Annotated in this window: 17 protein-coding genes; 11 read left to right on the forward strand and 6 right to left on the reverse strand. The window is 70.9% G+C overall.

The annotated features are described in order from the left end of the window. Positions 1-37: 37 nt before the first annotated feature. From mqnE to ORI94_RS28290, 4 genes are all read left to right on the forward strand, one after another. Entirely contained in the window at positions 38-1,201 is a 1,164-nt protein-coding gene (gene mqnE / locus ORI94_RS28275) for an aminofutalosine synthase MqnE (protein ID WP_042176532.1), read from the forward strand. An 80-nt stretch (positions 1,202-1,281) separates the two neighbouring features. Next, positions 1,282-1,827, forward strand: coding sequence for a GNAT family N-acetyltransferase (locus ORI94_RS28280; RefSeq protein ID WP_266080880.1), 546 nt, complete (start codon positions 1,282-1,284; stop codon positions 1,825-1,827). 123 nt (positions 1,828-1,950) lie between these two features. Beyond that, complete coding sequence (locus ORI94_RS28285; protein ID WP_266080882.1) at positions 1,951-2,277, forward strand: DUF4229 domain-containing protein; 327 nt, start codon at positions 1,951-1,953, stop codon at positions 2,275-2,277. A gap of 268 nt (positions 2,278-2,545) precedes the next feature. Then, complete coding sequence (locus tag ORI94_RS28290; protein ID WP_266080884.1) at positions 2,546-3,331, forward strand: TetR/AcrR family transcriptional regulator; 786 nt, start codon at positions 2,546-2,548, stop codon at positions 3,329-3,331. Here the strand turns inward: ORI94_RS28290 and ORI94_RS28295 are convergent. Both ORI94_RS28295 and ORI94_RS28300 read right to left on the reverse strand, forming a co-directional pair. After that, positions 3,301-4,197 carry a MaoC family dehydratase gene (locus ORI94_RS28295; protein WP_266080970.1) on the reverse strand — a complete coding sequence of 299 codons (897 nt, stop codon included), beginning with the start codon at positions 4,195-4,197 and terminating at the stop codon, positions 3,301-3,303. The genes ORI94_RS28290 and ORI94_RS28295 overlap by 31 nt on opposite strands. A gap of 5 nt (positions 4,198-4,202) precedes the next feature. Next, positions 4,203-5,537 carry a 3-oxoacyl-ACP reductase gene (locus ORI94_RS28300; RefSeq protein WP_266080886.1) on the reverse strand — a complete coding sequence of 445 codons (1,335 nt, stop codon included), beginning with the start codon at positions 5,535-5,537 and terminating at the stop codon, positions 4,203-4,205. Between the two features lie 107 nt (positions 5,538-5,644). On the opposite strand from ORI94_RS28300, the gene ORI94_RS28305 reads away from it, so the two are divergent. Continuing rightward, the gene (locus ORI94_RS28305) at positions 5,645-6,931 is read left to right on the forward strand and encodes an acetyl-CoA C-acetyltransferase (protein ID WP_266080888.1); all 1,287 of its coding nucleotides are present in this window, start codon (positions 5,645-5,647) and stop codon (positions 6,929-6,931) included. 246 nt (positions 6,932-7,177) lie between these two features. Continuing rightward, positions 7,178-9,181: an AMP-dependent synthetase/ligase gene (locus ORI94_RS28310; protein ID WP_416237913.1), complete on the forward strand. Its 2,004-nt coding sequence runs from the start codon at positions 7,178-7,180 to the stop codon at positions 9,179-9,181. A gap of 11 nt (positions 9,182-9,192) precedes the next feature. Here the strand turns inward: ORI94_RS28310 and ORI94_RS28315 are convergent, their stop codons facing one another. From ORI94_RS28315 to ORI94_RS28325, 3 genes are all read right to left on the reverse strand, one after another. After that, the gene (locus ORI94_RS28315) at positions 9,193-10,140 is read right to left on the reverse strand and encodes a hypothetical protein (protein WP_266080890.1); all 948 of its coding nucleotides are present in this window, start codon (positions 10,138-10,140) and stop codon (positions 9,193-9,195) included. Further along, on the reverse strand, positions 10,128-10,508 hold the full coding sequence (locus ORI94_RS28320) for a peptidase inhibitor family I36 protein (protein ID WP_266080892.1): 381 nt from the start codon (positions 10,506-10,508) through the stop codon (positions 10,128-10,130). Before ORI94_RS28320 ends, ORI94_RS28315 begins: the two co-directional genes overlap by 13 nt. A gap of 579 nt (positions 10,509-11,087) precedes the next feature. Further along, on the reverse strand, positions 11,088-11,291 hold the full coding sequence (locus tag ORI94_RS28325) for a cold-shock protein (protein WP_003992177.1): 204 nt from the start codon (positions 11,289-11,291) through the stop codon (positions 11,088-11,090). A gap of 299 nt (positions 11,292-11,590) precedes the next feature. Here ORI94_RS28325 and ORI94_RS28330 point away from each other — a divergent pair, with 299 nt between their 5' ends. Beyond that, on the forward strand, positions 11,591-12,439 hold the full coding sequence (locus ORI94_RS28330; protein WP_266080909.1) for a menaquinone biosynthetic enzyme MqnA/MqnD family protein: 849 nt from the start codon (positions 11,591-11,593) through the stop codon (positions 12,437-12,439). A gap of 333 nt (positions 12,440-12,772) precedes the next feature. Further along, on the forward strand, positions 12,773-13,279 hold the full coding sequence (locus tag ORI94_RS28335) for a hypothetical protein (protein WP_266080911.1): 507 nt from the start codon (positions 12,773-12,775) through the stop codon (positions 13,277-13,279). Here the strand turns inward: ORI94_RS28335 and ORI94_RS28340 are convergent. Beyond that, a complete protein-coding gene (locus tag ORI94_RS28340; protein WP_266080913.1) occupies positions 13,214-17,860 on the reverse strand; it encodes an FtsK/SpoIIIE domain-containing protein in 4,647 nt (1,548 codons plus the stop codon). The genes ORI94_RS28335 and ORI94_RS28340 overlap by 66 nt on opposite strands. A gap of 252 nt (positions 17,861-18,112) precedes the next feature. Here ORI94_RS28340 and ORI94_RS28345 point away from each other — a divergent pair, with 252 nt between their 5' ends. From ORI94_RS28345 to ORI94_RS28355, 3 genes are all read left to right on the forward strand, one after another. Next, the gene (locus ORI94_RS28345; protein WP_042176546.1) at positions 18,113-18,421 is read left to right on the forward strand and encodes a WXG100 family type VII secretion target; all 309 of its coding nucleotides are present in this window, start codon (positions 18,113-18,115) and stop codon (positions 18,419-18,421) included. 109 nt (positions 18,422-18,530) lie between these two features. Continuing rightward, positions 18,531-18,842, forward strand: coding sequence for a hypothetical protein (locus ORI94_RS28350; RefSeq protein WP_266080916.1), 312 nt, complete (start codon positions 18,531-18,533; stop codon positions 18,840-18,842). Between the two features lie 2 nt (positions 18,843-18,844). After that, a complete protein-coding gene (locus tag ORI94_RS28355) occupies positions 18,845-20,101 on the forward strand; it encodes a putative T7SS-secreted protein (RefSeq protein WP_266080918.1) in 1,257 nt (418 codons plus the stop codon). Positions 20,102-20,113 lie beyond the last annotated feature (12 nt).

The following is a 20,113-nucleotide window of genomic DNA, read 5'->3' on the forward strand; positions in this document are numbered from 1 at the left end:
CGGTTGACGGAGTCTTTCTCAGAAAAGGGGTATCCGCATGGACGTCGGGCTCAAGCGCGAGCTGGAGGAGAAGGTCCGCTCCGGTGAGCGGCTGTCCCGCGAGGACGGCATCGCGCTGTACGAGTCGGACGACCTGGCCTGGCTGGGCGGGCTGGCGCACGAGGTGCGGACGCGGAAGAACGGCGACGTCGTCCACTTCAACGTCAACCGCCACCTCAACATGACGAACGTGTGCACCGCCTCCTGCGCGTACTGCTCCTTCCAGCGCAAGCCGGGGGAGAAGGACGCGTACACGATGCGGATCGAGGAGGCGGTGAAGCTCGCGAAGGCGATGGAGGGGGAGAACCTCACCGAGCTGCACATCGTCAACGGGCTCCACCCCAACCTGCCCTGGCGCTACTACCCGCGCTCCCTGCGCGAGCTGAAGGCCGCGCTGCCGGAGGTGTCGCTGAAGGCGTTCACCGCCACCGAGATCCACCACTTCGAGACCATCTCCGGGATGTCCGCGTCCGAGATCCTCGACGAGCTGATCGACGCCGGGCTCGAGTCCCTCACCGGCGGCGGCGCGGAGATCTTCGACTGGGAGGTCCGGCAGCACATCGTCGACCACCGCACCCACTGGGAGGACTGGTCGCGGATCCACCGGCTGGCCCACGAGAAGGGGCTGAAGACCCCCTGCACCATGCTCTACGGCCACATCGAGGAGCCGCGCCACCGTGTCGACCACGTGCTGCGGCTGCGTGAGCTCCAGGACGAGACCGGCGGCTTCCAGGTCTTCATCCCGCTGCGCTACCAGCACGACTTCGTGGACATGAAGGACGGGAAGGTGCGCAACCGCCTCCAGGCCCGGACGCAGATGGCGACCGGCGCCGAGGCGCTGAAGACGTTCGCCGTCTCCCGTCTCCTCTTCGACAACGTCCCGCACGTCAAGGTCTTCTGGGTGATGCACGGCGTCAACACCGCCCAGCTCGCCCTCCAGCACGGCGCGGACGACATGGACGGCTCGGTCGTCGAGTACAAGATCACGCATGACGCGGACGACTTCGGCACGCCGGCCAAGCTCACCCGCGAGGACCTGCTGGACCTGATCCGCGACGCCGGTTTCCGCCCGGTGGAGCGCAACACGCGGTACGAGATCATCCGCGAGTACGACGCCGCCGACCCCGCCCGCCGCGAGTCCCCGCAGCCGATGCGGGTCTGAGGAGGAGTCCCCGCTCCATGCCGGAGAGCCCCCGTTCCATGCCGGAGAGTCCCCGTCCCGTGCCGGAGAGTCCCCGTCCCGTGCCGGACGATCCCCGCTCCACGCCGCTCGCCTTCACGCTGGATCCGCCCGTCACTCCCGGACTCCGCGACGGCATCCTGGAGTTGTGGGTGGACGTCACCAACGCGGGCGGAGCCGTCGGCTTCGTACCGCCGGTGACGCGGGAGGACGTCCGCCCTGAGCTGGTACGGCAGTTCGTGGCGATGGAGGAGCGACGGTCCCGGCTGCTCGTGGGGTTCGACGAGGAGGGGAGGGTCGCCGCGACGGCGTTGCTCACCCTCAACACCCACCGCCTGATGACGCACTGGATCTGGCTGTACACGGTGATGGTCCACCCCCGCCACCACGGCAGGGGGCACGGCCGTGCCCTGCTCGCCGCCGCCGAACGGGCCGCCCGCACCCTTCCCGGCATCGAGGCGATCCGGCTCACCTGCCGTGGCGGCCTCGGTCTGGAGCGCTTCTACGGCTCCTGCGGCTACAAGGAGGTCGGCCGGGTCCCCGGCGCGATCCGGGTGGCCCCGGGCGACGAGCGGGACGACGTCGTCATGCTGCTGCCGCTGACCTGACCGTACGCACCCGCCCGCGACCCCGCTGCGGTCGTCCGGGTGCGGGCGTGCTTCACTGGAGGGTGTCCCATTGGGAACCCCTTGGGATATGTTCTGGCCGTTCGTCCGGGAGAGTGGAAGAAGATGCTCCGCTACACGTTGATGCGCTTCGGGATCTTCGTGGGCTGTCTCCTGGTCGTCTGGGGCCTGGTCTCCTCCGGCCTCGCCCCGCGCGGCCTGGGCGACTCCAACGGGCTGTGGATCGTCCTGCTCGCCCTGGTGTTCTCGGCACCGATCAGCTTCGTCGTCCTGCGCAAGCAGCGGGACGCGGCCTCCGAGACCATCGTGCGCCGCGTCGACCGGGCGAAGGCCCACCTGGAGGCCAACCGCAACCAGGAGGACGGCGCCGACGACGCCGCCCGCGGCACGCAGGGGAAGGTGCAGGGGCAGGAACAGGCGCAGGCCTCCTAGCTTGACTCTGTCGGGGATCCTCAAGATCCCCGACAGAGTCAAGCTAGGGCGTGTTGCGAAAGTCCCGTCTGCCCGGCAACGCCCGGCACGCACGCTCGCCGCGTTGTCGGGACCGCACGCACCAGACGCCGCCGGGCCTGTGCTTCGGGCAGACGACGCTCCTTTCGAAACACGCCCGAGGGCCCCGGGCCGCCCCCGTCCGGCCCGGACGGGGTGGCTTCGCCGTGCGCGGGCGGGCGGGGTGCCCCCGCCCCGTAGGCTGATCCGTATGGGTGCCGTGAAGAGCAAGCGGATGCCGCGTGCGGTCCGCGAACAGCAGATGCTGGACGCCGCCGTGCGGACCTTCGGCCAGCGCGGGTACATGGCCGCGTCGATGGACGAGATCGCCGAACTGGCGGGTGTTTCCAAGCCGTTGGTCTACCTGTACCTGAACTCCAAGGAAGACCTCTTCCTCGCGTGCATCCGCCGCGAGGCGAAGGCTCTCGTCGAGGCGGTGCGCGCCGGCGCCCGGCCCGTACTGCCCGCGGACCGCCAGCTCTGGTCGGGCCTGACGGCGTTCTTCACCCACACCGCGCGGCACCCGGACGGCTGGGCCGTCCTGCACCTCCAGGCCCGCACGCACGGGGAGGTCTTCGCCGCCGAGGTCGCCGCGATGCGCGCGGACATCGTGGCGTTCGTGGCCGGGCTGATCCTCGCCGCCGCCCGCGAGGCGCACCGTGACCCCCACCTTCCCGGCGGCGAGGTCGCCGGGCTCGCGGAGGCCCTGGTCGGTGCCGCCGAGGCCCTCGCGGACTGGGCCAACAGCACCCCGGGCGTCACCGCCCGGCAGGCGTCGGCCACCCTGATGAACTTCGCCTGGGCGGGGCTGGGCGACCTGATGGCGGGCCGCCCCTGGTCACCGCCCGAGGACGAGGCCCCGGACGCCGATGTCCATGCCGATGTCCATGCCGATGCCGATGCCGATGCCGATGCCGATGCCGATGCGGACGCGGATGCCGAAGACGCCGGAGCCGGTGCGGTCGGTCACGCCGGGCGGACGTCCCCGGTGAGGTGAAGGCGGTCACCGGGGCCGCGCAGCTCGAAGCGCCCGTCCCGCGCCCCGTACGTCACCGTGGCCGGCAGCAGGACCGGTGCTCTGAAGTCGGCCCGGACCGTCACCGCTTCCGGGACGCCGTGCGCGGCGAGACACCGGGCCGCGGTCCACATGCCGTGCGCGACGGCGCGCGGAAAACCGAAGAGCCGCGCGGTGAGCGGGTGCAGATGGATCGGGTTGCGGTCGCCGGACGCGGCGCCGTACCGCCGCCCCGTGTCCCCGGCCAGCAGCCACGCGTCGACGACGGGCAGGGGCCGGGTGGTCCCCGACGTCCTCTCCCCGGGCGGGGCGGTGTGCCCGAAGGTGCGGTGCCGGGCCAGGTAGGTGCTCCGGGACTCCCATACGAGGTCACCGCCGGGCGTCCGCAGCCCGGTGACCACAAAGGCCTCCGTGCCGCGCCGGTGCGGCGCCAACCCCTCGATGTGCACGCTCAGTTCGTGTGTTCCGGTGGCGGACACGGTCCGGCTCCGGGTGATCTCGACCGACGTGTGGACGAGCCCCGGCAGCGGCAGCGGGAAGTCCCGGCCGCTCATCAGCCGCATGGCCGCCGGGAAGCCCAGCACATGGGGATAGGTCAGCGGCAGCGCGTCCTCCCCGGTCGGGAAGCCGCAGACCTTTTCGTACGCCGCCAACCGCGCGAGATCCACCCGCAGTCCGGGCAGCACCAGCCGGGTGCGGGGGAACGCGGCGTCGGGGCGGGGCCGTTTGAACGGCGACAGCAGCGCGCCGCGTGCCAGCAGGGGTGCGAGGGCGGGGGCGCGGGCGAGGGTCACCGGGGCCGGAGACGCGGTGGGAGGTACGGAGGGAGGCGGAGGTGCGGAGGCCATCGTGGTCACGCCCCCAGCAGGCTCTGGCCGCAGACCCGTACGACCTGCCCGTTGACCGCGCCCGAGGCCGGGTGGGCGAGCCAGGCGGTGGTCTCGGCGACGTCGACGGGAAGGCCGCCCTGGGACAGGGAGTTCATGCGCCGGCCCGCCTCGCGGAGGAACAGCGGGACCGCCGCCGTCATCTGCGTCTCGATGAACCCGGGGGCGACCGCGTTCACCGTCACCCCGTGCTCGGCCGCCGCGCGCGGGGCGAGGGCGCGGACCAGGCCGATGACGCCGGCCTTGGAGGCCCCGTAGTTCGTCTGGCCCGTGTTGCCGGCGATCCCGGCGATGGATGCCGTCGCCACGATCCGCCCGCCCCGCTTCAGGGCGCCGGCGCCGAGCAGGGCGTCGGTGGTGCGCAGCACGCTCGCCAGGTTCACCTCCAGCACCGGGGCCCAGCGCTCGGCGGGCATGTTGGCCAGCCGCCGGTCACGGGTGATGCCCGCGTTGTGGACGAGGACGTCCAGGCCGTCGGGCAGTGCCTCGGCGATCCGGGCGCCCGCGTCGGCGGCCGTGATGTCGAGGGGGAGGGCGAGGCCGCCGAGCCGTTCGGCGACGCGCCGGGCGTCCCCCTCGGCCTGCGGCACGTCGAGCACCACGACCTTGGCGCCGTCCCGCGCCAGCGTTCTGGCGACCGCCTCGCCGATTCCGCGGGCACCGCCGGTGACCAGGGCGGTGCGTCCGGCGAGGGGGAGGGCCTCCTGGCCGGCGGTGGGTGTCCCCCCGGCACCGGCGGCCGTGGTGGCGGTGGCGTCGGCGCCGACCTCGATCACCTGGCCGCTGACGTACGCCGACCTGGGCGAGAGCAGGAAGCGCAGGGTGGACTCGGCGGCGTCCGCGTCGGTGAGGCGGACCAGGTTCACCGTGCTGCCCCGGCCGATCTCCTTGCCCAGGGAGCGGGTGAAGCCCTCCAACGCCTGCTGGGCGGCGGCCTGGTGGTGGTCGGCGGTGTCGAGCGGGGCGCCGAGCAGGACGATCCTGCTGTTCGCGGCGACCGACCGTACGACGGGATGCAGGGCCGCGTGCACCTCGGCGAGGCTCTCCACGTCCCGCACCCCGGTGGCGTCCAGGACGACGGCTGCGGGCCGGCCGGTGTCGTCCGCGCCCAGCCCGGCGCGGGCGAGGACGGGCGCCGGGGCGAGACCGGACGTGCCCGCGGTGAGGTGGAGCAGGCCGCCTTCCAGGTCCGGCCGCGCCGGTGACCAGCGCTTCAGCGCCACGGGTCGGGGGAGCCCCAGCCGGCGGCTCAGGAAGCGGCCCGGTGTGGTACCGGTGAAGCTCAGATAGCGGTCGGCCATGTGCGACTCCCAGCGGGGTGTGCGTGCTCACTCACTACGAACACTGTGCTTACTCTAGAGTAAGGTTACCGGAGGTAAGCCTATGTCGCGGTGAGGAGCAGGTCGAAATGAGCCCCCTGAAACCGGTTGTCGTCCGGCGCGTCGCGGTCATCGGCGGCACCCGGATCCCGTTCGCCCGCTCCGACGGCCCCTACGCCACCGCCTCCAACCAGGAGATGCTGACCACCGCCCTGGACGGCCTCGTCGAGCGGTACGGGCTCCAGGCGCCGGGCGCGGTCGGGGAGTTCGTCGCCGGTGCGGTGCTCAAGCACAGCCGTGACTTCAACCTCGCCCGCGAGACCGTCCTCGGCTCCGCGCTGGACGCCCGTACCCCCGCCTACGACATCCAGCAGGCCTGCGGCACCGGCCTCCAGGCCGTCATCGCCGCCGCCAACAAGATCGCCCTCGGCCAGACGGAGTCCGCGATCGCGGGCGGCGCCGACACGGCGAGCGACGTGCCCCTCGGCGTCAACGACGGCCTGCGACAAGTGCTGTTGGAGGCACGGCGGGCGAAGTCGCTCGGTGCCCGCCTCAGGGCGTTGTCGAAGGTGCGCCCCGGACACCTGGTCCCCGACATCCCGCGCAACGCCGAACCGCGCACCGGCCTGTCCATGGGCGAACACGCCGCGGTCACCGCCCGCGCCCGGGGCATCACCCGCGAGGCCCAGGACGAACTGGCGGCGACCAGCCACCAGCGGCTGGCGGCGGCGTACGAACGCGGCTTCTTCCAGGACCTGGTGGTGCCCCACCGCGGGCTGGCCCGTGACCAGAACCTCCGGCCGGGCTCGACCGTCGGCGGACTCGCCACGCTGAAGCCAGTGTTCGGCACCGAAGGACCCGACCCGACGATGACCGCGGGCAATTCGACCCCGCTCACCGACGGTGCGGCGGTGGTCCTGTTGGCGAGCGAGGAGTGGGCCCGGGCGCGGGGCCTGGAGCCGCTGGCCTACCTGGCCGCGTACGAGACGGCCGCCGTGGACTTCGCGCACGGCGATGTGGCGGACGGTGAGGACGGCCTGCTGATGGCCCCCGCGTACGCGGTCCCGCGCATGCTGGAACGCGCCGGTCTGGACATCGCGGACTTCGACCTGATCGAGGTCCACGAGGCCTTCGCCTCCCAGGTGCTGGCCACCCTGGCCGCCTGGGAGGAGCAGGGCCTGAGCCCGGTCGACCGCACCCGGATGAACGTGGCCGGCTCCTCCCTGGCGACCGGTCACCCCTTCGCCGCCACCGGCGCCCGCATCGTGGCGACCCTCGCGAAACTCCTGGCCGAACGGGACGCCCCCGCCCGCGGCCTGATCTCCGTCTGCACGGCGGGCGGGCAGGGCGTGACGGCCGTTCTGGAGCGAACGTGAAGCGCCCCCGGGCAATCCCCGACGCTGCACATCCCCGGCCCCGGATCCTCCCCGAACCCGCACGAACCCACCACGTCGGACCCGTACGATCCCGAGACCGAACCGGCGGCGACTCCGTGACTCCCGCCCTTCCCGTGACGCCGGAGGGCGCCGGAGAACGGCGGAGGGCGCCGGTGAGCGCCACGGCGTGCGAGGTACGTACGTCATCGCAGCAAGCAGGTCCGCTGCACGCCCCAGGAGCCGCCCGTGTCCGCCGTCCCGCCCTCAGCCGTCCCGCCCTCGTCCGTCCCCTCCGGCCCTTTCGCCCCGTCCGCCGTCCACTCCACCACCGCCAGGGGTGACGCCTTCGCCGAGCCGGCCCTGGTCGAACCCGAGACACGGCGGCTGGACGGGGTCGTACGGGAGGCGGCCGTCCCGCCGCTCGCGAAGCCGGTGCGGCACGGATCGCTCGCCGACCTGCCCTTCGACAACGCGAACGCGGCCCCGCACACGGTGGTCCTGAGCCGCCGTCCCGGAGGCGGCGGGAGCGGCAGGGACCGCGGGAGCGGCGGTTGGACGGATGTGACGGCCGCCGAGTTCGCCGCCCAGGTGCTGGCCGTGGCGAAGGGCCTCATCGCCGAGGGCCTGACCCCGGGCGACCGGATCGCCGTCATGGCCCGCACCGTCTACGAGTGGACGGTCCTCGACTTCGCCGCCTGGGCGGCCGGACTGGTCACCGTCCCCGTCTACCCGACCTCCTCCGTCTACCAGGCCCGCTGGATCCTGCAGGACTCGGGCGCGGTCGCCCTCGTCACGGAAACGGTCGCCCAGGCCGCCGCCCTCGGCCCCGAACTGGCGCACCTCCCCGACCTCCGGCACGTCTGGGTCGTCGAGAAGGGCCACGTGGAACGGCTCGCGGAGGCCGGCACCCGCCTCCCGGACCAGGAGGTGGAGGTACGCCGCGGCGTCCTCGGCCCGGACACCCTCGCCACCCTCGTCTACACGTCCGGCACCACCGGCCGCCCCAAGGGCTGTGCCCTCACCCACGGCAACTTCTTCGCCGAGGTGGACAACGCCGTCGAACTGCTCTATCCGATCTTCAAGGCCCGGACCAGCGAGGAGGCCTCCGTCCTCCTCTTCCTGCCCATGTCGCACGTCTTCGGCCGCATGGTCGCCGTCGCCTGCGTCCGGGCCCGGGTGCGGCTCGGCCACGCGCCGAGCCTGAAACCCGAGGAACTGCTCCCGGACCTGGCGGGCTTCCGGCCCACCTGCCTGCTGGCCATCCCGTACATGCTGGAGAAGATCTACAACACCGCCCGCGCCAGGGCGGAGTCGGGCGGACGGGCGGCCGCCTTCGACCGCGCGGCCTCGGTGGCCCGCCGCTACGGCGAGGCCGTCGACGCCCGCCACACCGGTACGGGCCCCGGCCCGAGCGGGTCCCAGAAGGTCGCCCGCGCCTTCTACGACCCCCTGGTCTACCGCCGTATCCGCAACGCCATGGGCGGCAGGGTCCGCTACGCCATCTGCGGCGGTTCCCCGCTCGGCCGCGACCTGAGCGCGTTCTACACCGGCGTGGGCATCGAGATCTTCGAGGGCTACGGCCTCACCGAGACCACCGCCGCGTCGACGGTGACGCCCCCGCTCAGGCCCCGGCTCGGCACGGTGGGCTGGCCGCTGCCCGGCACCAGGATCCGTATCGCGGCGGACGGCGAGATCCTCGTCGCGGGCGAGCACGTCCTGCGCGGCTACTGGGACCCCCGGGCCGGCGGGGTCGTCCCCGCGGCACGCGACGGCTGGCTCGCGACCGGCGACATCGGCGAACTGGACGACGAGGGCTACCTGACCATCACCGGCCGCAAGAAGGAGATGCTGATCACGGCGGGCGGCAAGAGCGTCGCCCCCGCCCCGTTGGAGAACTGGCTCCGCTCGCACCCCCTGATCTCCCAGTGCATGATCCTGGGCGACCGCCGCCCCTACGTCTCCGCCCTGATCACCCTCGACCCCGACGGCATCACCCACTGGCGCCGGATGAACGGCAGACACCCGGTCCCGGCCGAACTCCTGGTCGACGACGAGGAACTGCGCGCGGTCCTGCAACGCGCGATCGACGAGGCCAACAAGATGCTCTCCCGCCCCGAGTCCATCCGCCGCTTCACCGTCCTCCCCTTCGGCTTCAGGGAGGACACGGGCCACCTGACCCCGTCCATGAAGCTGCGCCGCGACGCGATCCTGCGCGACTTCGCGGAGGAGGTGGAGGGGCTGTACGAGTAGGGCAGGCTGCTTCAGCCGGCCGTCTTCGCATGCGTCTTTGTCACGGCCCGGCGTTTCATGGCGCGCAGCTGTTCGAGTTTCTCCTCCAGTTCGCCGTCATGCCGCAGCGCGGCCTTCTCCGCCCTGCTCTGTGCTTCGGCCGCGGCCTCGTGCAGCCGCACCTGGCGTTCGCACGCGTGGTCCTGACGGGCGATATCGATCTCCTCGCCACCCAGCTTGCGCAGGGCTTCGGCCGAACCAGTCTTCTCGGCACGGCTGGTCAGGTCCGCCCGTGGCGCCTGGAGGTCGGGGTACGTATGGCCGTGCTCTTCCATGCAGGCAGACCAGGCACCGACCGATTCCGCGTACGCGTCGTCGCGGCCGACCGCCTGGATGACCCCGTTGGAAGCGGCTTCGGCGATGATCCGGGCCTCGTCCCAGCCCTTGCCGTACACATCCTCACGACCCCGGACGGCGCAGGAGTCGGGAGAGTACTGGAAGGTCGGCCCGTCGGGAACGACCACCTCGCGCCTGTCCTCGTCCCGGCCGAGCAGAGCGTCCTTCCACTTCTCGGCCTGCTTCCCGTCGAGGCCTGCCACCACTTCGGTGTTGCCGTCGGCGGACGGTTCGCCGGATTCCGACAGGAGCACGCCCACGATCCCGTATCCGTCCTGGCTGGAAACGGCGTCGGTCAGCAGCCCGTACGGATTGGCCGCGGCGGCCCTCCGCTGGTCGGTCGAGGGCTGTGGACGGTAGGCGAAACCCCGACCGCGCATACATGACGCCACCGACTGCTCAACCGCCTCGTGCAGTCGTGTCGCCTCGTCCGAGGAGAAGTGGACCGCCCCCGACCAGGGCCGGACATCGGGCCCGTCCTGCTCGTGGCCGGCTCCCGAAGAGGAGCAGCCGACCACGAGCAGGGACAGCGCCAGTCCTGCGAGGACAGCGGTGCGGGGCGGTCCTGCGATCAGACGCACCACTTGTTGGAGTGGATGCCGTTGGCGAAGGCGCCACCCGAGAACGTGTTCAGGTTGGAGATCGCGTAGCCCTTGTCGACCGTCCAGTAGGCGCCGGTGTGGTTCTGCTGGTTGTAGATGCGAACGTTGCAGCTGACGCCGTCGTTGACCATGGAGTTCGCGTTCTTGAACTTGTTGTACTGGGTCAAGTTCGTGTTGTCGCCCGACACCTGGCCCGGGTCACCGACGCCGTTCGTGTTCAGATAGGCGCACATGTAGCCCTTCGGACAGCTCCAGGCCGCGTTGGCCGGGGCGGCGGTGGCCAGCATGGCTCCGCCGGCCAGTGCGGCGCCACCGAGAACGGCGGCTGCCTTACCGAGCATGCGCTTCATAGGTACTCCTGAGGTCGCAGGACCAGCCGTGGTCGTGCCGGAACGGCCCTGGGTGTGGTGGCGGCTGCCCGGGAAGGGCCCACCGAGGCGGTGTCCGTCGGACGGCTGCCCGGGAAGGGCCCACCGAGGCGGTGTCCGTCGGACGGCTGCTCGTGGTGCTGCCGGGGAACACGTTGCCGGGCCGGGGCGCTGTCCCGTACGGACTGGGACGGTCACGGGACGTCCCGGGACGCGTGAGTGGACGACCTGGGGCGCACTCGGCCCTCGCGGGAGGCGGGATGCGCACGTGGGGAGATGCGGAGGTTCCGCGGGGGACGAGCCGCGTGTGCCTGCGGTGACGCTGCTTCGGCCGGGAGCGGCTCAGCGGGCCGGGAGCGGCTCAGCGCCGGCTCATGAGCGTTCAGCCGTGTGGCTGTGGCTGTGGCGGGCGCAGCGTCGGTCGTGGACGGAGAGCGGAGCGCTGCTCACGTGGTTCCGTGGCGGCCAGAGGCGGGGGAGAGGGGAAAAGGCAGGAGCCCCTTACGCCTGACGGCGCGGGGCTCCTTGGGTACTGCTAGGTCGTTCCCGGATCGGAGAGGATCAGACCGGGGTGACGTTCTCCGCCTGCGGGCCCTTGGGGCCCTGCGTGACGTCGAAGGACACCTGCTGGTTCTCTTCGAGCGAGCGGAAGCCGCTCGCATTGATCGCGGAGTAGTGGACGAAGACGTCGGGGCCTCCGCCTTCCTGGGCGATGAAACCAAAGCCCTTTTCGGCGTTGAACCACTTCACGGTTCCGGTAGCCATAAGCCCTCCTTGGGCCCAAAGGGTTGCCCTGCTCCAGAACCCAGCAAGTGTGAAGACCAATTCTGCACAATCGCATCCGTCTGAGAACGACGAGAGCCCGCGGTCACATGCTCCGCAGGCTCTGTACTGCAAGGGAAACCAAACTGCAACTTGCGGACGAGCCTAGCACGCGACCGCCCGCGCGCAATAGAGGTCAAGATCACGTCACTCGAATGTTTGAATGTTCACTTCCGCCTCACGCGTCGGACGGTGCCGGGCCCGGGGAGCCCGCCCCGAGACACGAGGGCTAGCCTCGCGATGTGGACAATCCTCGCACCCGGCCGCGCGTCGGACACATTCAGTTCCTGAACTGCATGCCTCTCTACTGGGGGCTTGCGAGAACGGGTACTCTCCTCGACTTCGAGCTGTCCAAGGACACCCCCGAGAAGCTCAGCGAGAAGCTCGTGCAGGGGGATCTCGACATCGGGCCGATCACCCTGGTCGAGTTCCTCAAGCACGCCGACCAGCTGGTCGCCTTTCCCGACATCGCCGTCGGCTGCGACGGCCCGGTGATGTCCTGCGTGATCGTCTCGCAGGTCCCGCTGGACCGCCTGGACGGCGCCCGCGTCGCCCTCGGGTCGACCTCGCGCACGTCCGTCCGCCTCGCCCAGCTCCTGCTGGCCGAGCGGTTCGGCGTACAGCCCGACTACTACATGTGCCCGCCCGACCTCAGCCTGATGATGCGGGAGGCCGACGCGGCCGTCCTCATCGGCGACGCCGCCCTGCGCGCGACCATGATCGACGGCCCCCGCTTCGGGCTCGACGTGTACGACCTGGGCGCGCTGTGGAAGGAGTGGACGGGGCTGCCGTTCGTCTTCGCCGTCTGGGCGGCGCGCCGCGACTACCTGGAGCGCGAGCCGGTGCTCACCCGGAAGGTGCACGAGGCCTTCCTCGCCTCCCGGGACCTCTCCCTGGAGGAGGTCGGCAAGGTCGCCGAGCAGGCGTCCCGCTGGGAGGCCTTCGACGAGAGGACGCTGGCCCAGTACTTCACCACCCTCGACTTCAGCTTCGGCCCGACGCAGCTGGCGGCGGTCGAGGAGTTCGCGCGCAGGGTGGGACCGACGACGGGCTTCGCGGCGGACGTGAAGGTCGACCTGCTGCAGCCGTGAGGACGCGGGAGCGGCCCACTGCCCTGCTGAAAGGCGCCCGGTACGGGTGCGAGGGGGGAAGGGCGGGCGGGTGCACGGGACCGACTCCATGAGGCCGCTCGACGCCGACGAGCCCACGGCCCCGGGACCCGCACCCGCACCCGCCCACCGAGCCGGCCGGAGGCCGCCGCCCGCCCCCTCCCGGCAGGCTCCCGGTCTCCTCCCGGCAGGCTCCCGGTCTCCGTCGCCGCGTCGTCCGACCAGGGGTGCAGCGAGGGCGGCCGGGGCGGACGGAGGAGCTGCACGGCGGCCCTCGCCGTGGCAGGGGCGCCGGCTGCGGTGACCGTCGGCCCGGTGCCCGCACCGGACCTCGTGCCGGGCGGCCTCGGCGACGACAGGGCCGGTTCCGACGCCGGAGCCTCCTCCGAGGCCCCGGCCGTCACCGCCCCCACCGTTCCCGCCGCCCACCTCGGCACCCGGGAGGGCCAGGCCAACTCGCGGGAGGGCACCGCCATTCCGCCCGGTGCGTTCCGGGTGACGGTGAAACAGGCGAAGGCGGGCGAGCGGGTGGCCACGCTCCGGCACACCGACCTCCTCGGCGGTGCCTGCGACGACAAGGAGCACGGCGGGCCCTGGCGGACCGAACTCTCCGGCGACCGGCTGCCGGCGACACACGGACCCGAGGTCTACGCCCTGCCCGCCGTACGGCACCACGAGCGACGGCACGGCCAGGCCTTGGATCCGGCGATCCCCGGATCCGGGGCCCACGCGTCACATGTGACGTCATACGGGACGTCACATCGGGGTCGTGACCGTCTGGTGTTCCCCGCTGCCCAGGTGCAGCATCCCCTTGCCCGGTGAGATCTGGCCACCGACCATGCTCCGCGTCGTACGGATACCGATCAGATCGCCGGCGGACGAGTCCTGCGGCGACAACAGGATGCCGCGGCGCGCCTTCTTCGCGTCGACCTGCCAGCCGGAGAAGCCGTCACAGATCTCCTCCTCGTCACCGGCGATGACGACGGCGAGCCCTTCCTCGCCGCCACGCTCCACGATCCGCTTGAAGACGTCCTCGGCGTCGCAGTCGTCCAGTACCTCGGCATCGTCGACGAGGACGACGACCGGATCCTCGGGCTTGGCGGACGAGACGGTCTCCTCCAGTTCGTCCTCGTCGATGTCACGGCCGGTGAAGACCTTCAACACGCCTTCCTGGCCCTCGAGTTCCCGCAGCGGTGACGGGCGAGGAGCGGCGACGACGAGACGGACGCCCCGGGCGAGATACGACCGGGCGAAGTTCATCAGCACCGTGCTGCGCCCGGACTTGGCGGGGCCGCCGATCACGAACGCCGGAACGCCCTGGCCGAGGTCGGGGCCGAAGGCGGTGAGCTCGTCACCGCCGACACCCACCACAGCCCACAGCCGCGATCCGCTCGTGTCCGCGTCGCGCATGGCCCAGGCGTCGGCGAAGGAGATCCGGCTCGGCAGGACGTCGACCCGGAACGGACGGCGGGAACGGGGGACGTCGGTGTCGCGGGCGGTGGCGGCCTCGCCGATCGCGACCAGGGCCGCTGCCTGCCCCTGGCCGGTGGTGTCCTCGGAGAGCAGTGCGAACTGCGTCTCCGTGGCGGTCTCGTTGCGGAAGGCACGCCCCGGCGGGATCTCCTCGGGCACCTTGCGGGAGTTGATGTCCAGCATGGAGAAGTCGCCGCGGTCCGCGAGGCGCAGACCGTACTTGTCCTCGGTGAGCGAGGAGATGCGTCCCGCCAGGACCTGCCGGTCACCGGTGATCACGACGTGGAGACCGACGCTCGCACCCTCACGCATCATGGTCATCAGCTGGTCGGTCAGGTCACCGTGGTTGTAGTCGCCCAGGGTGGGCAGCCAGCCCTCCCAGCGGTCCAGCAGCAGCACGATGTGCGGCAGCCGCTCCTCCTCGGTGACGGCGGCACGCTGCTCCCCGATGTCGGCGAAGCCACTTTCGGCGAGCAGGTCCTGGCGGCGCGTGAGTTCAGTGCCCAGGCGGGTGAACAACCGGACGACACGCTCCAGCTGGTTACGGCCGACGACCGCGCCGCAGTGCGGCAGCCGGGTCAGCGCGTTGAGGGCGCCGTTGCCGCAGTCGATGCCGTACAGGTGGACATCGGCGCACGAGAGCGTACGGGCCAGGGAACCGGCGATGGTCCGCAGCAGCTGCGAGCGGCCGGTGCGGGGGGCGCCGCCGACCAGCAGATGACCGAAGGTGGCGAAGTCCACGGCCACCGGGCGCCGGGCCTGCTCGCCGGGCAGGTCCTCCACGCCGTACGGGGCAGCGGGCAGCGCACCTCGGGGGCGTACCGCGGGAACATCGTCCAGCTGCAGGCTCTCCTCCAGGGCGGGCAGCCACGGGGAGTGCTGAGCCGGAATGCCGAGTACGTGGTTGGCGTCCCGTACGGCGTCCACGAGGACCTTGAGGTCGGTGATCTCGTCGTCCTCGCGGGTCTCCGTCTTGGGTTTGCGCAACGCCTGCCGTCCCAGGTCCTCCCAGGCCAGCTCACCCGCCCAGGGAGCCAGCGCCTGCGGATCCGTCGCGCCGGGGCGCCGCCCTCCCACACGGCCGGACTGGAACGGGACGAGGGAGGCGTGACCAAGGCGCACGTACGCCCGGCCGGGCGTGCTCTTCGAGATGTGCCCGGCCTCCGGTGCGTCGATGACGTCCGAGGATTCCCCGGCGTCCGTCACGCGCAGCGCGATACGGAGGTTCGTGTTGGCGCGGATCTCGGGGGAGACGACGCCGCTGGGCCGCTGTGTCGCGAGCAGCAGGTGAATACCGAGGGACCGCCCTCGCTGCGCGATGTTCACGAGGCCGGTCACGAAGTCGGGCAGGTCGCGCACCATCGACGCGAACTCGTCGATGACGATGAGGAGCCGGGGCACAGGCGCGTGCGAGGGGTCCCGTCGTACGAGGTCCTGGTAGTCCTCGATGTCCTTGGCGTCCGCGTCGGCCAGGATGTGCTCGCGCCGCTTCAGCTCGGCGCCCAGCGACTCCAGGGCCCGCTCGACGAGGTGGGCGTCCAGGTCGGTGACCATGCCGACGGTGTGCGGCAGTTTCACGCAGTCCTTGAACGCGGAGCCGCCCTTGTAGTCGACGAGGACGAAGGTCATGTTCTCCGGCGTGTTCGCCACCGCGAGCGCCGCCACGATGGTCTGGAGCAGTTCCGACTTACCGGAACCGGTGGTACCGGCGATCAGGCCGTGCGGGCCGTCCTTGCGCATGTCGATGCCGAACGGACCGTCGTAGGACTCGCCGATCACGGCCGTCGTCGACTGGCCGCCCATACGCCAGCGGGCGGCGACCGCGTCGCTCGTCGGGGGCTCGAGCTGCAGGACGTCGAGCAGGCGGCTCGCGGCGGGCAGCGCGGAGTCCTCCGTCTCGCCGCTGATGTCGCGCAGCGGGGACATCGACCGGGCCAGCCGCGCGCACCAGCCGGCGGAGACGAAATCGGGCCGGACACCGGTCAGCCGACGGGCACCGCTCTGCTCCACCCGAAGCCGGAGTTCGAGGTCCTCGGGCGCGCTCTCCTGGGGCGGCGGGGCGGCCCGGTGCCAGGCGTGGAAGGAGGGAAACCCGCCGACGGCAGGCTGCGCCGCCTTGGCCTGGGCGGTGCCGACGGTGTTCGCGGTGCTCCCGGTCCGTCGCGGTTCGGCGACGACGACGCCCTGGCACTCCCCGGGCAGGAAACGTTCCTCGGCGTCCAGACAGATCGCGTACATGGCGACGGCCGGCCCCTCGCGCAGCAGCCGGACCACACCGGGCAGCGAACGCAGCCGACGGGACCCGTCCCAGACGACCACGATGTCGGGGTCGGAGAACGCCGGGCCGTCGCGGCGGCCGCCCTCCTTCAACGCCTTCTGCCGCGCGTCGAGCAGCTGCGTCAGCTCACCGACCCGGGAACCCACCGTCTCGGAGTCCGTACCGATCAGGACGTTGACGTCCTGCCCGCCCGAGGGACGCGCGTGCGGGAGCCAGCGCGTCCAGTCCCAGCGCGTGTGCGCCCCCTGCTCGGTCAGTACGTAGAACTGCACGTCCATGGGGCTGTGCAGCACGGCGGTCTGCGCCACGGCCCAGCGTCCGAGAGCCTGCGCGGCATCGCCGGGACCGGCGATGCCGATGACCCCGAGATCCTTGAGCGGCAGCGCCACCGGCGCGTCCTCCATCTGCCAGGTGACCTCGCGCCTGTGGTCGTCCTGCTCCGGATCGTCGAGGACGACCTCGGAACGCACCCGGCCGGTTCCCACACGCAGCAGCAGGTGGTCGGCGTCGGTACGCCGCCGCTCCCACAGCCGGGTGCGGGGGCCGGTGCCGAAGGACAGCACCGCGGCCGGATCGGGAACGGCCTGGCGCCGGTCCGACCGCTCGGTGACCAGAGCCTCCTGGGCGTCCTTCTCGATCCGCTTCTTGGTCTCCTTGTACTCCTTCATCTGCTTGGCGTGCGACTTCCGGCCGTGCTTCTTGTCCATGAAGTAGTTGCCGAAGAGCATGATCGGGCTCAGCAAGGCCATGATCATGTAGTACCAGCGCCCGAAGATCATGACCGCGACCACGGCACCGACCAGCGGGAAGAGCGCCATCAGCCAGGGCAGCGGCCGCGCTTCGAAGTCACCGGGCGGCGACGGCAGACGGAACCGGGTCTGACGCTCGGCGGGCCGCAGCCGAGGGGGGCGGTTGTAGTCGAGACCTGTGCCGTCCTCGGACCACTTCAGGGCGGCATCCGGCGGGAGGTACGCGATGAGATCGAACAGGCTGTTGCCGATCGCCAGTTGAGACCCCAGGGGCCAGTCGTCACCTTCGAGGGGCTCACCGTCGAGCCGGGCGGTGGACGAGTCGTCCCCGCCACCCTCCTTGTCGTCCCCCAGATCCCCGCCGTTCCCGCGCTCCTTGCCGGACGCGCTTTCCCCGCCGGATGCCCTACCGCTCTCCGTGTGCACGGCGACCTTGCAGGTGCCGTCCATGGCGATCGACAACGTCGCGGCCCGAGAAGCCAGTTCGGGATCGTCGATGCGCAGGTGTGCGGCCGGGCCGCTGCCGATGTCGTACCGCCCGACGCCCAGCCGGTGCACCGAGCCCGCCGCGGGACCGCCGGCGACGCGGAACTCCACCACTCCGGTCGGCTCCCCGAAGACACAGCCGGCCGGATCGTGCAGACTGACGACGGCACCTTCGCGCAGCGGCGACTCGACAACGGTGGCGGCCGGGTCCAGCGGGTAACCGTCGACGAAGGCCTGTAGCGCCCCACCGGTTCCCCGGTGGCCCCCGATGGGGACGACCTGCTCGCTGCCGCCCAGTCCGACGTGCCGCGCCAACTCCCGTGTGATGTCACCCGCCGACGACTCCGGGTCCGCGTCGAGCACCACGTCGGCGGTGGCTCCAGCAGCCGGGTCGACGACGGTCAGACTCAGGCGCACGTGCGTCCTCCTCGTTGGCCCGAGGCCTCCCCCCGGAACGCTGAACACGGTGGGAGTGACCTTAGTTGGCCAGGCACCCCGTGTGACAGCGGGATGTGCACCGGGTCACGCTCCGCTCGCACCACACCCTGGGATCCCAACAGCCGCACCCGTAAGATCTTTGCTCACGCGGATGGTCGGCGCCGAGTGGTCGACGATCCCGACGAGCACCGGGGGAAGGCCCCGCGGCGAACGAAAACGGGAGGGAGCGTCATGGCCGGCAAGGGCAAAGACGCAGACATCACTTATGCCGAGATGGACAAGGAAGCCGGCAAGCTTCTGAAGGACATGAACCGGCTGCACGGCGAGCTCGACACCATCGACGACCGCATCAAGGCGCTCGTGGAGAACGGCTACACCACCCAGAAGGGCTCGTCCGCCTTCGAGGAGTCCTTCAAGGACTTCACCAAGGGCGCGAAGAAGGCCATGGAGGGCCTGGAGGGCATGTCCGAGTTCCTGAAGAAGGCCAAGCAGGCCTACGAGGACCTGGACGAGCAGCTGGCGAAGAGCGCGAAGGGCTAGTGACGTCGGCGGCCACCACGTGGTTCGGGCGCGGCATCCAGGGAATGGCCCTGGTCATGCTCAGCCGCGCCCGGACGGCATGGCCCCCTGAGGAAGAGAGCCTGAACGGGTGGCAGACAGAACTCGGTACGACCTTGACCTGATCAAGGACTGCTCGGACTCGCTCTATCGGATGCACCGGGAGTTCAAGGACAACGGCAACCCTGCCGACGAGTACGGCGAAGCGCTGGGCAGCGACAAACTGCGGGACATATTCGACGACTTCTCCCAGACATGGAAGAAGAGCCGCAAAAAACTTATGGAAGACATCGAGAACCTCGCCAAATACACCGCGAACGCGGCCAAGGCGTACGAGGACATCGATCACGAACTTGCGAACGCGCTCCGGGATGCCAAAAAGAGCGGAAAGAAGGAGAAGTAGCAGTGACAGCCCGTCCGAAGGACTGGTCACCCATGTACGACTCCGATCCGGTGCCTGGAGACCCCTACGAGGTGGCACGTCTCGGCAAGAGGCTGCGCGGCATGGCCGACGAGATCGACAAGCAGGCCCGGAATATCAAGGCCCTTGCATCGGTGGACGGTTGGGACAGTGACGCCGGCCGGGCCTTCCACGAGATCGCGGGTGACACGTCCGGCCGTCTGAAGAAGGCGTACGACCGCTACGACGAGGCGGCGGTCGCGATGGGCACCAAGGTCCAGGAGGGCGACGGAGAATCACCGGAGTACGCCAGCGAACTGCGCCGTGCGCAGCGCATGGCGGACAAGGGCCTGGAAGAATTCCGTGCCGCCGAAGTGGATCACAAGGCTGCCCTCAAGGCGCTGGAGCCCCTCGAGGGGACGGTGCCATCCAGCAGCAAGGACAGCACCGAACGCACCAAGCAGGGCAAGAAGCGGGACGATGCCGCACTTCTCATGGCGCAGGCACGCCACAAGATCGAGCGGGCGAAGGAGATCCGCGACGACGCGGCGAGCCGCGCCGCCAAGAAGATCAAGAACGTGATCCACCACGACGGTGTCCGTGACCCGGGTGGAATCATGAACTGGATCGCGGACCACGCGGACTGGTTCTCCGCAGCCGCGACGGTGCTGGCGGTCGCGGCTCTGGTGGCGGCTGTGGTCCTGACCGGTGGGATAGCAGCCGTCATCCTCGTGGGTCTCGCCGCTCTCGTCAGCGCCACGGCCCTGACAGGACGTCTCTACGACGTCTTCGCACGGGGCGGGAAGCTCGATCTGCTGAAGATCGGCTTGGACGTACTGGGCATCATCCCGGGTCTCGGCGCACTGAAGGGCCTCACCGCGGCGGCGAAGGGGGCGCGCCTGCTCACCGCGCAGAGAGCCGTCTGGGCCGGTTTCACCAACGGCTTCGCCGTGAAGAACTTCAACAAGGGTGTCGTCTGGGCTTCCAAGTACCTGAGCAGCAAGGGCATCACCAAGGTGAAGCTGCCGGCGAACGGTTTCGATCCGGAACTCGTCACGCGCTACATCAAGGGTGCGTCCCTGGCCAACCTCGGGGTGCAGAGCGTCGTAAGGATCAAGAACAAGTTCGATGAGGTCGGCGACTCACCCGACAGGGTCAAGCCGCCAGTCGTGGTCCCGGCGCCCACACCGTCGCCGTCGCCGCAACCCAGTCCGAAGCCGTCGTCGAAGTCGTTCCACACGGCTCTGGCGCCTGCTGCGTAAGGAGGACGACCC

It is taken from the genome of Streptomyces sp. NEAU-W12 (genome assembly GCF_026242095.1).
GTDB lineage: Bacteria > Actinomycetota > Actinomycetes > Streptomycetales > Streptomycetaceae > Streptomyces.

Coding starts and splice junctions, on each gene's coding strand:
- ORI94_RS28295 (WP_266080970.1), bottom strand. CDS start 4,197: ATGGCCTCCGCACCTCCGCCTCCCTCCGTACCTCCCACCGCGTCTCCG.
- ORI94_RS28345 (WP_042176546.1), top strand. CDS start 18,113: ATGGCCGGCAAGGGCAAAGACGCAGACATCACTTATGCCGAGATGGAC.
- ORI94_RS28300 (WP_266080886.1), bottom strand. CDS start 5,537: ATGGCCGACCGCTATCTGAGCTTCACCGGTACCACACCGGGCCGCTTC.
- ORI94_RS28290 (WP_266080884.1), top strand. CDS start 2,546: ATGGGTGCCGTGAAGAGCAAGCGGATGCCGCGTGCGGTCCGCGAACAG.
- ORI94_RS28325 (WP_003992177.1), bottom strand. CDS start 11,291: ATGGCTACCGGAACCGTGAAGTGGTTCAACGCCGAAAAGGGCTTTGGT.
- ORI94_RS28320 (WP_266080892.1), bottom strand. CDS start 10,508: ATGAAGCGCATGCTCGGTAAGGCAGCCGCCGTTCTCGGTGGCGCCGCA.
- mqnE (WP_042176532.1), top strand. CDS start 38: ATGGACGTCGGGCTCAAGCGCGAGCTGGAGGAGAAGGTCCGCTCCGGT.
- ORI94_RS28285 (WP_266080882.1), top strand. CDS start 1,951: ATGCTCCGCTACACGTTGATGCGCTTCGGGATCTTCGTGGGCTGTCTC.
- ORI94_RS28305 (WP_266080888.1), top strand. CDS start 5,645: ATGAGCCCCCTGAAACCGGTTGTCGTCCGGCGCGTCGCGGTCATCGGC.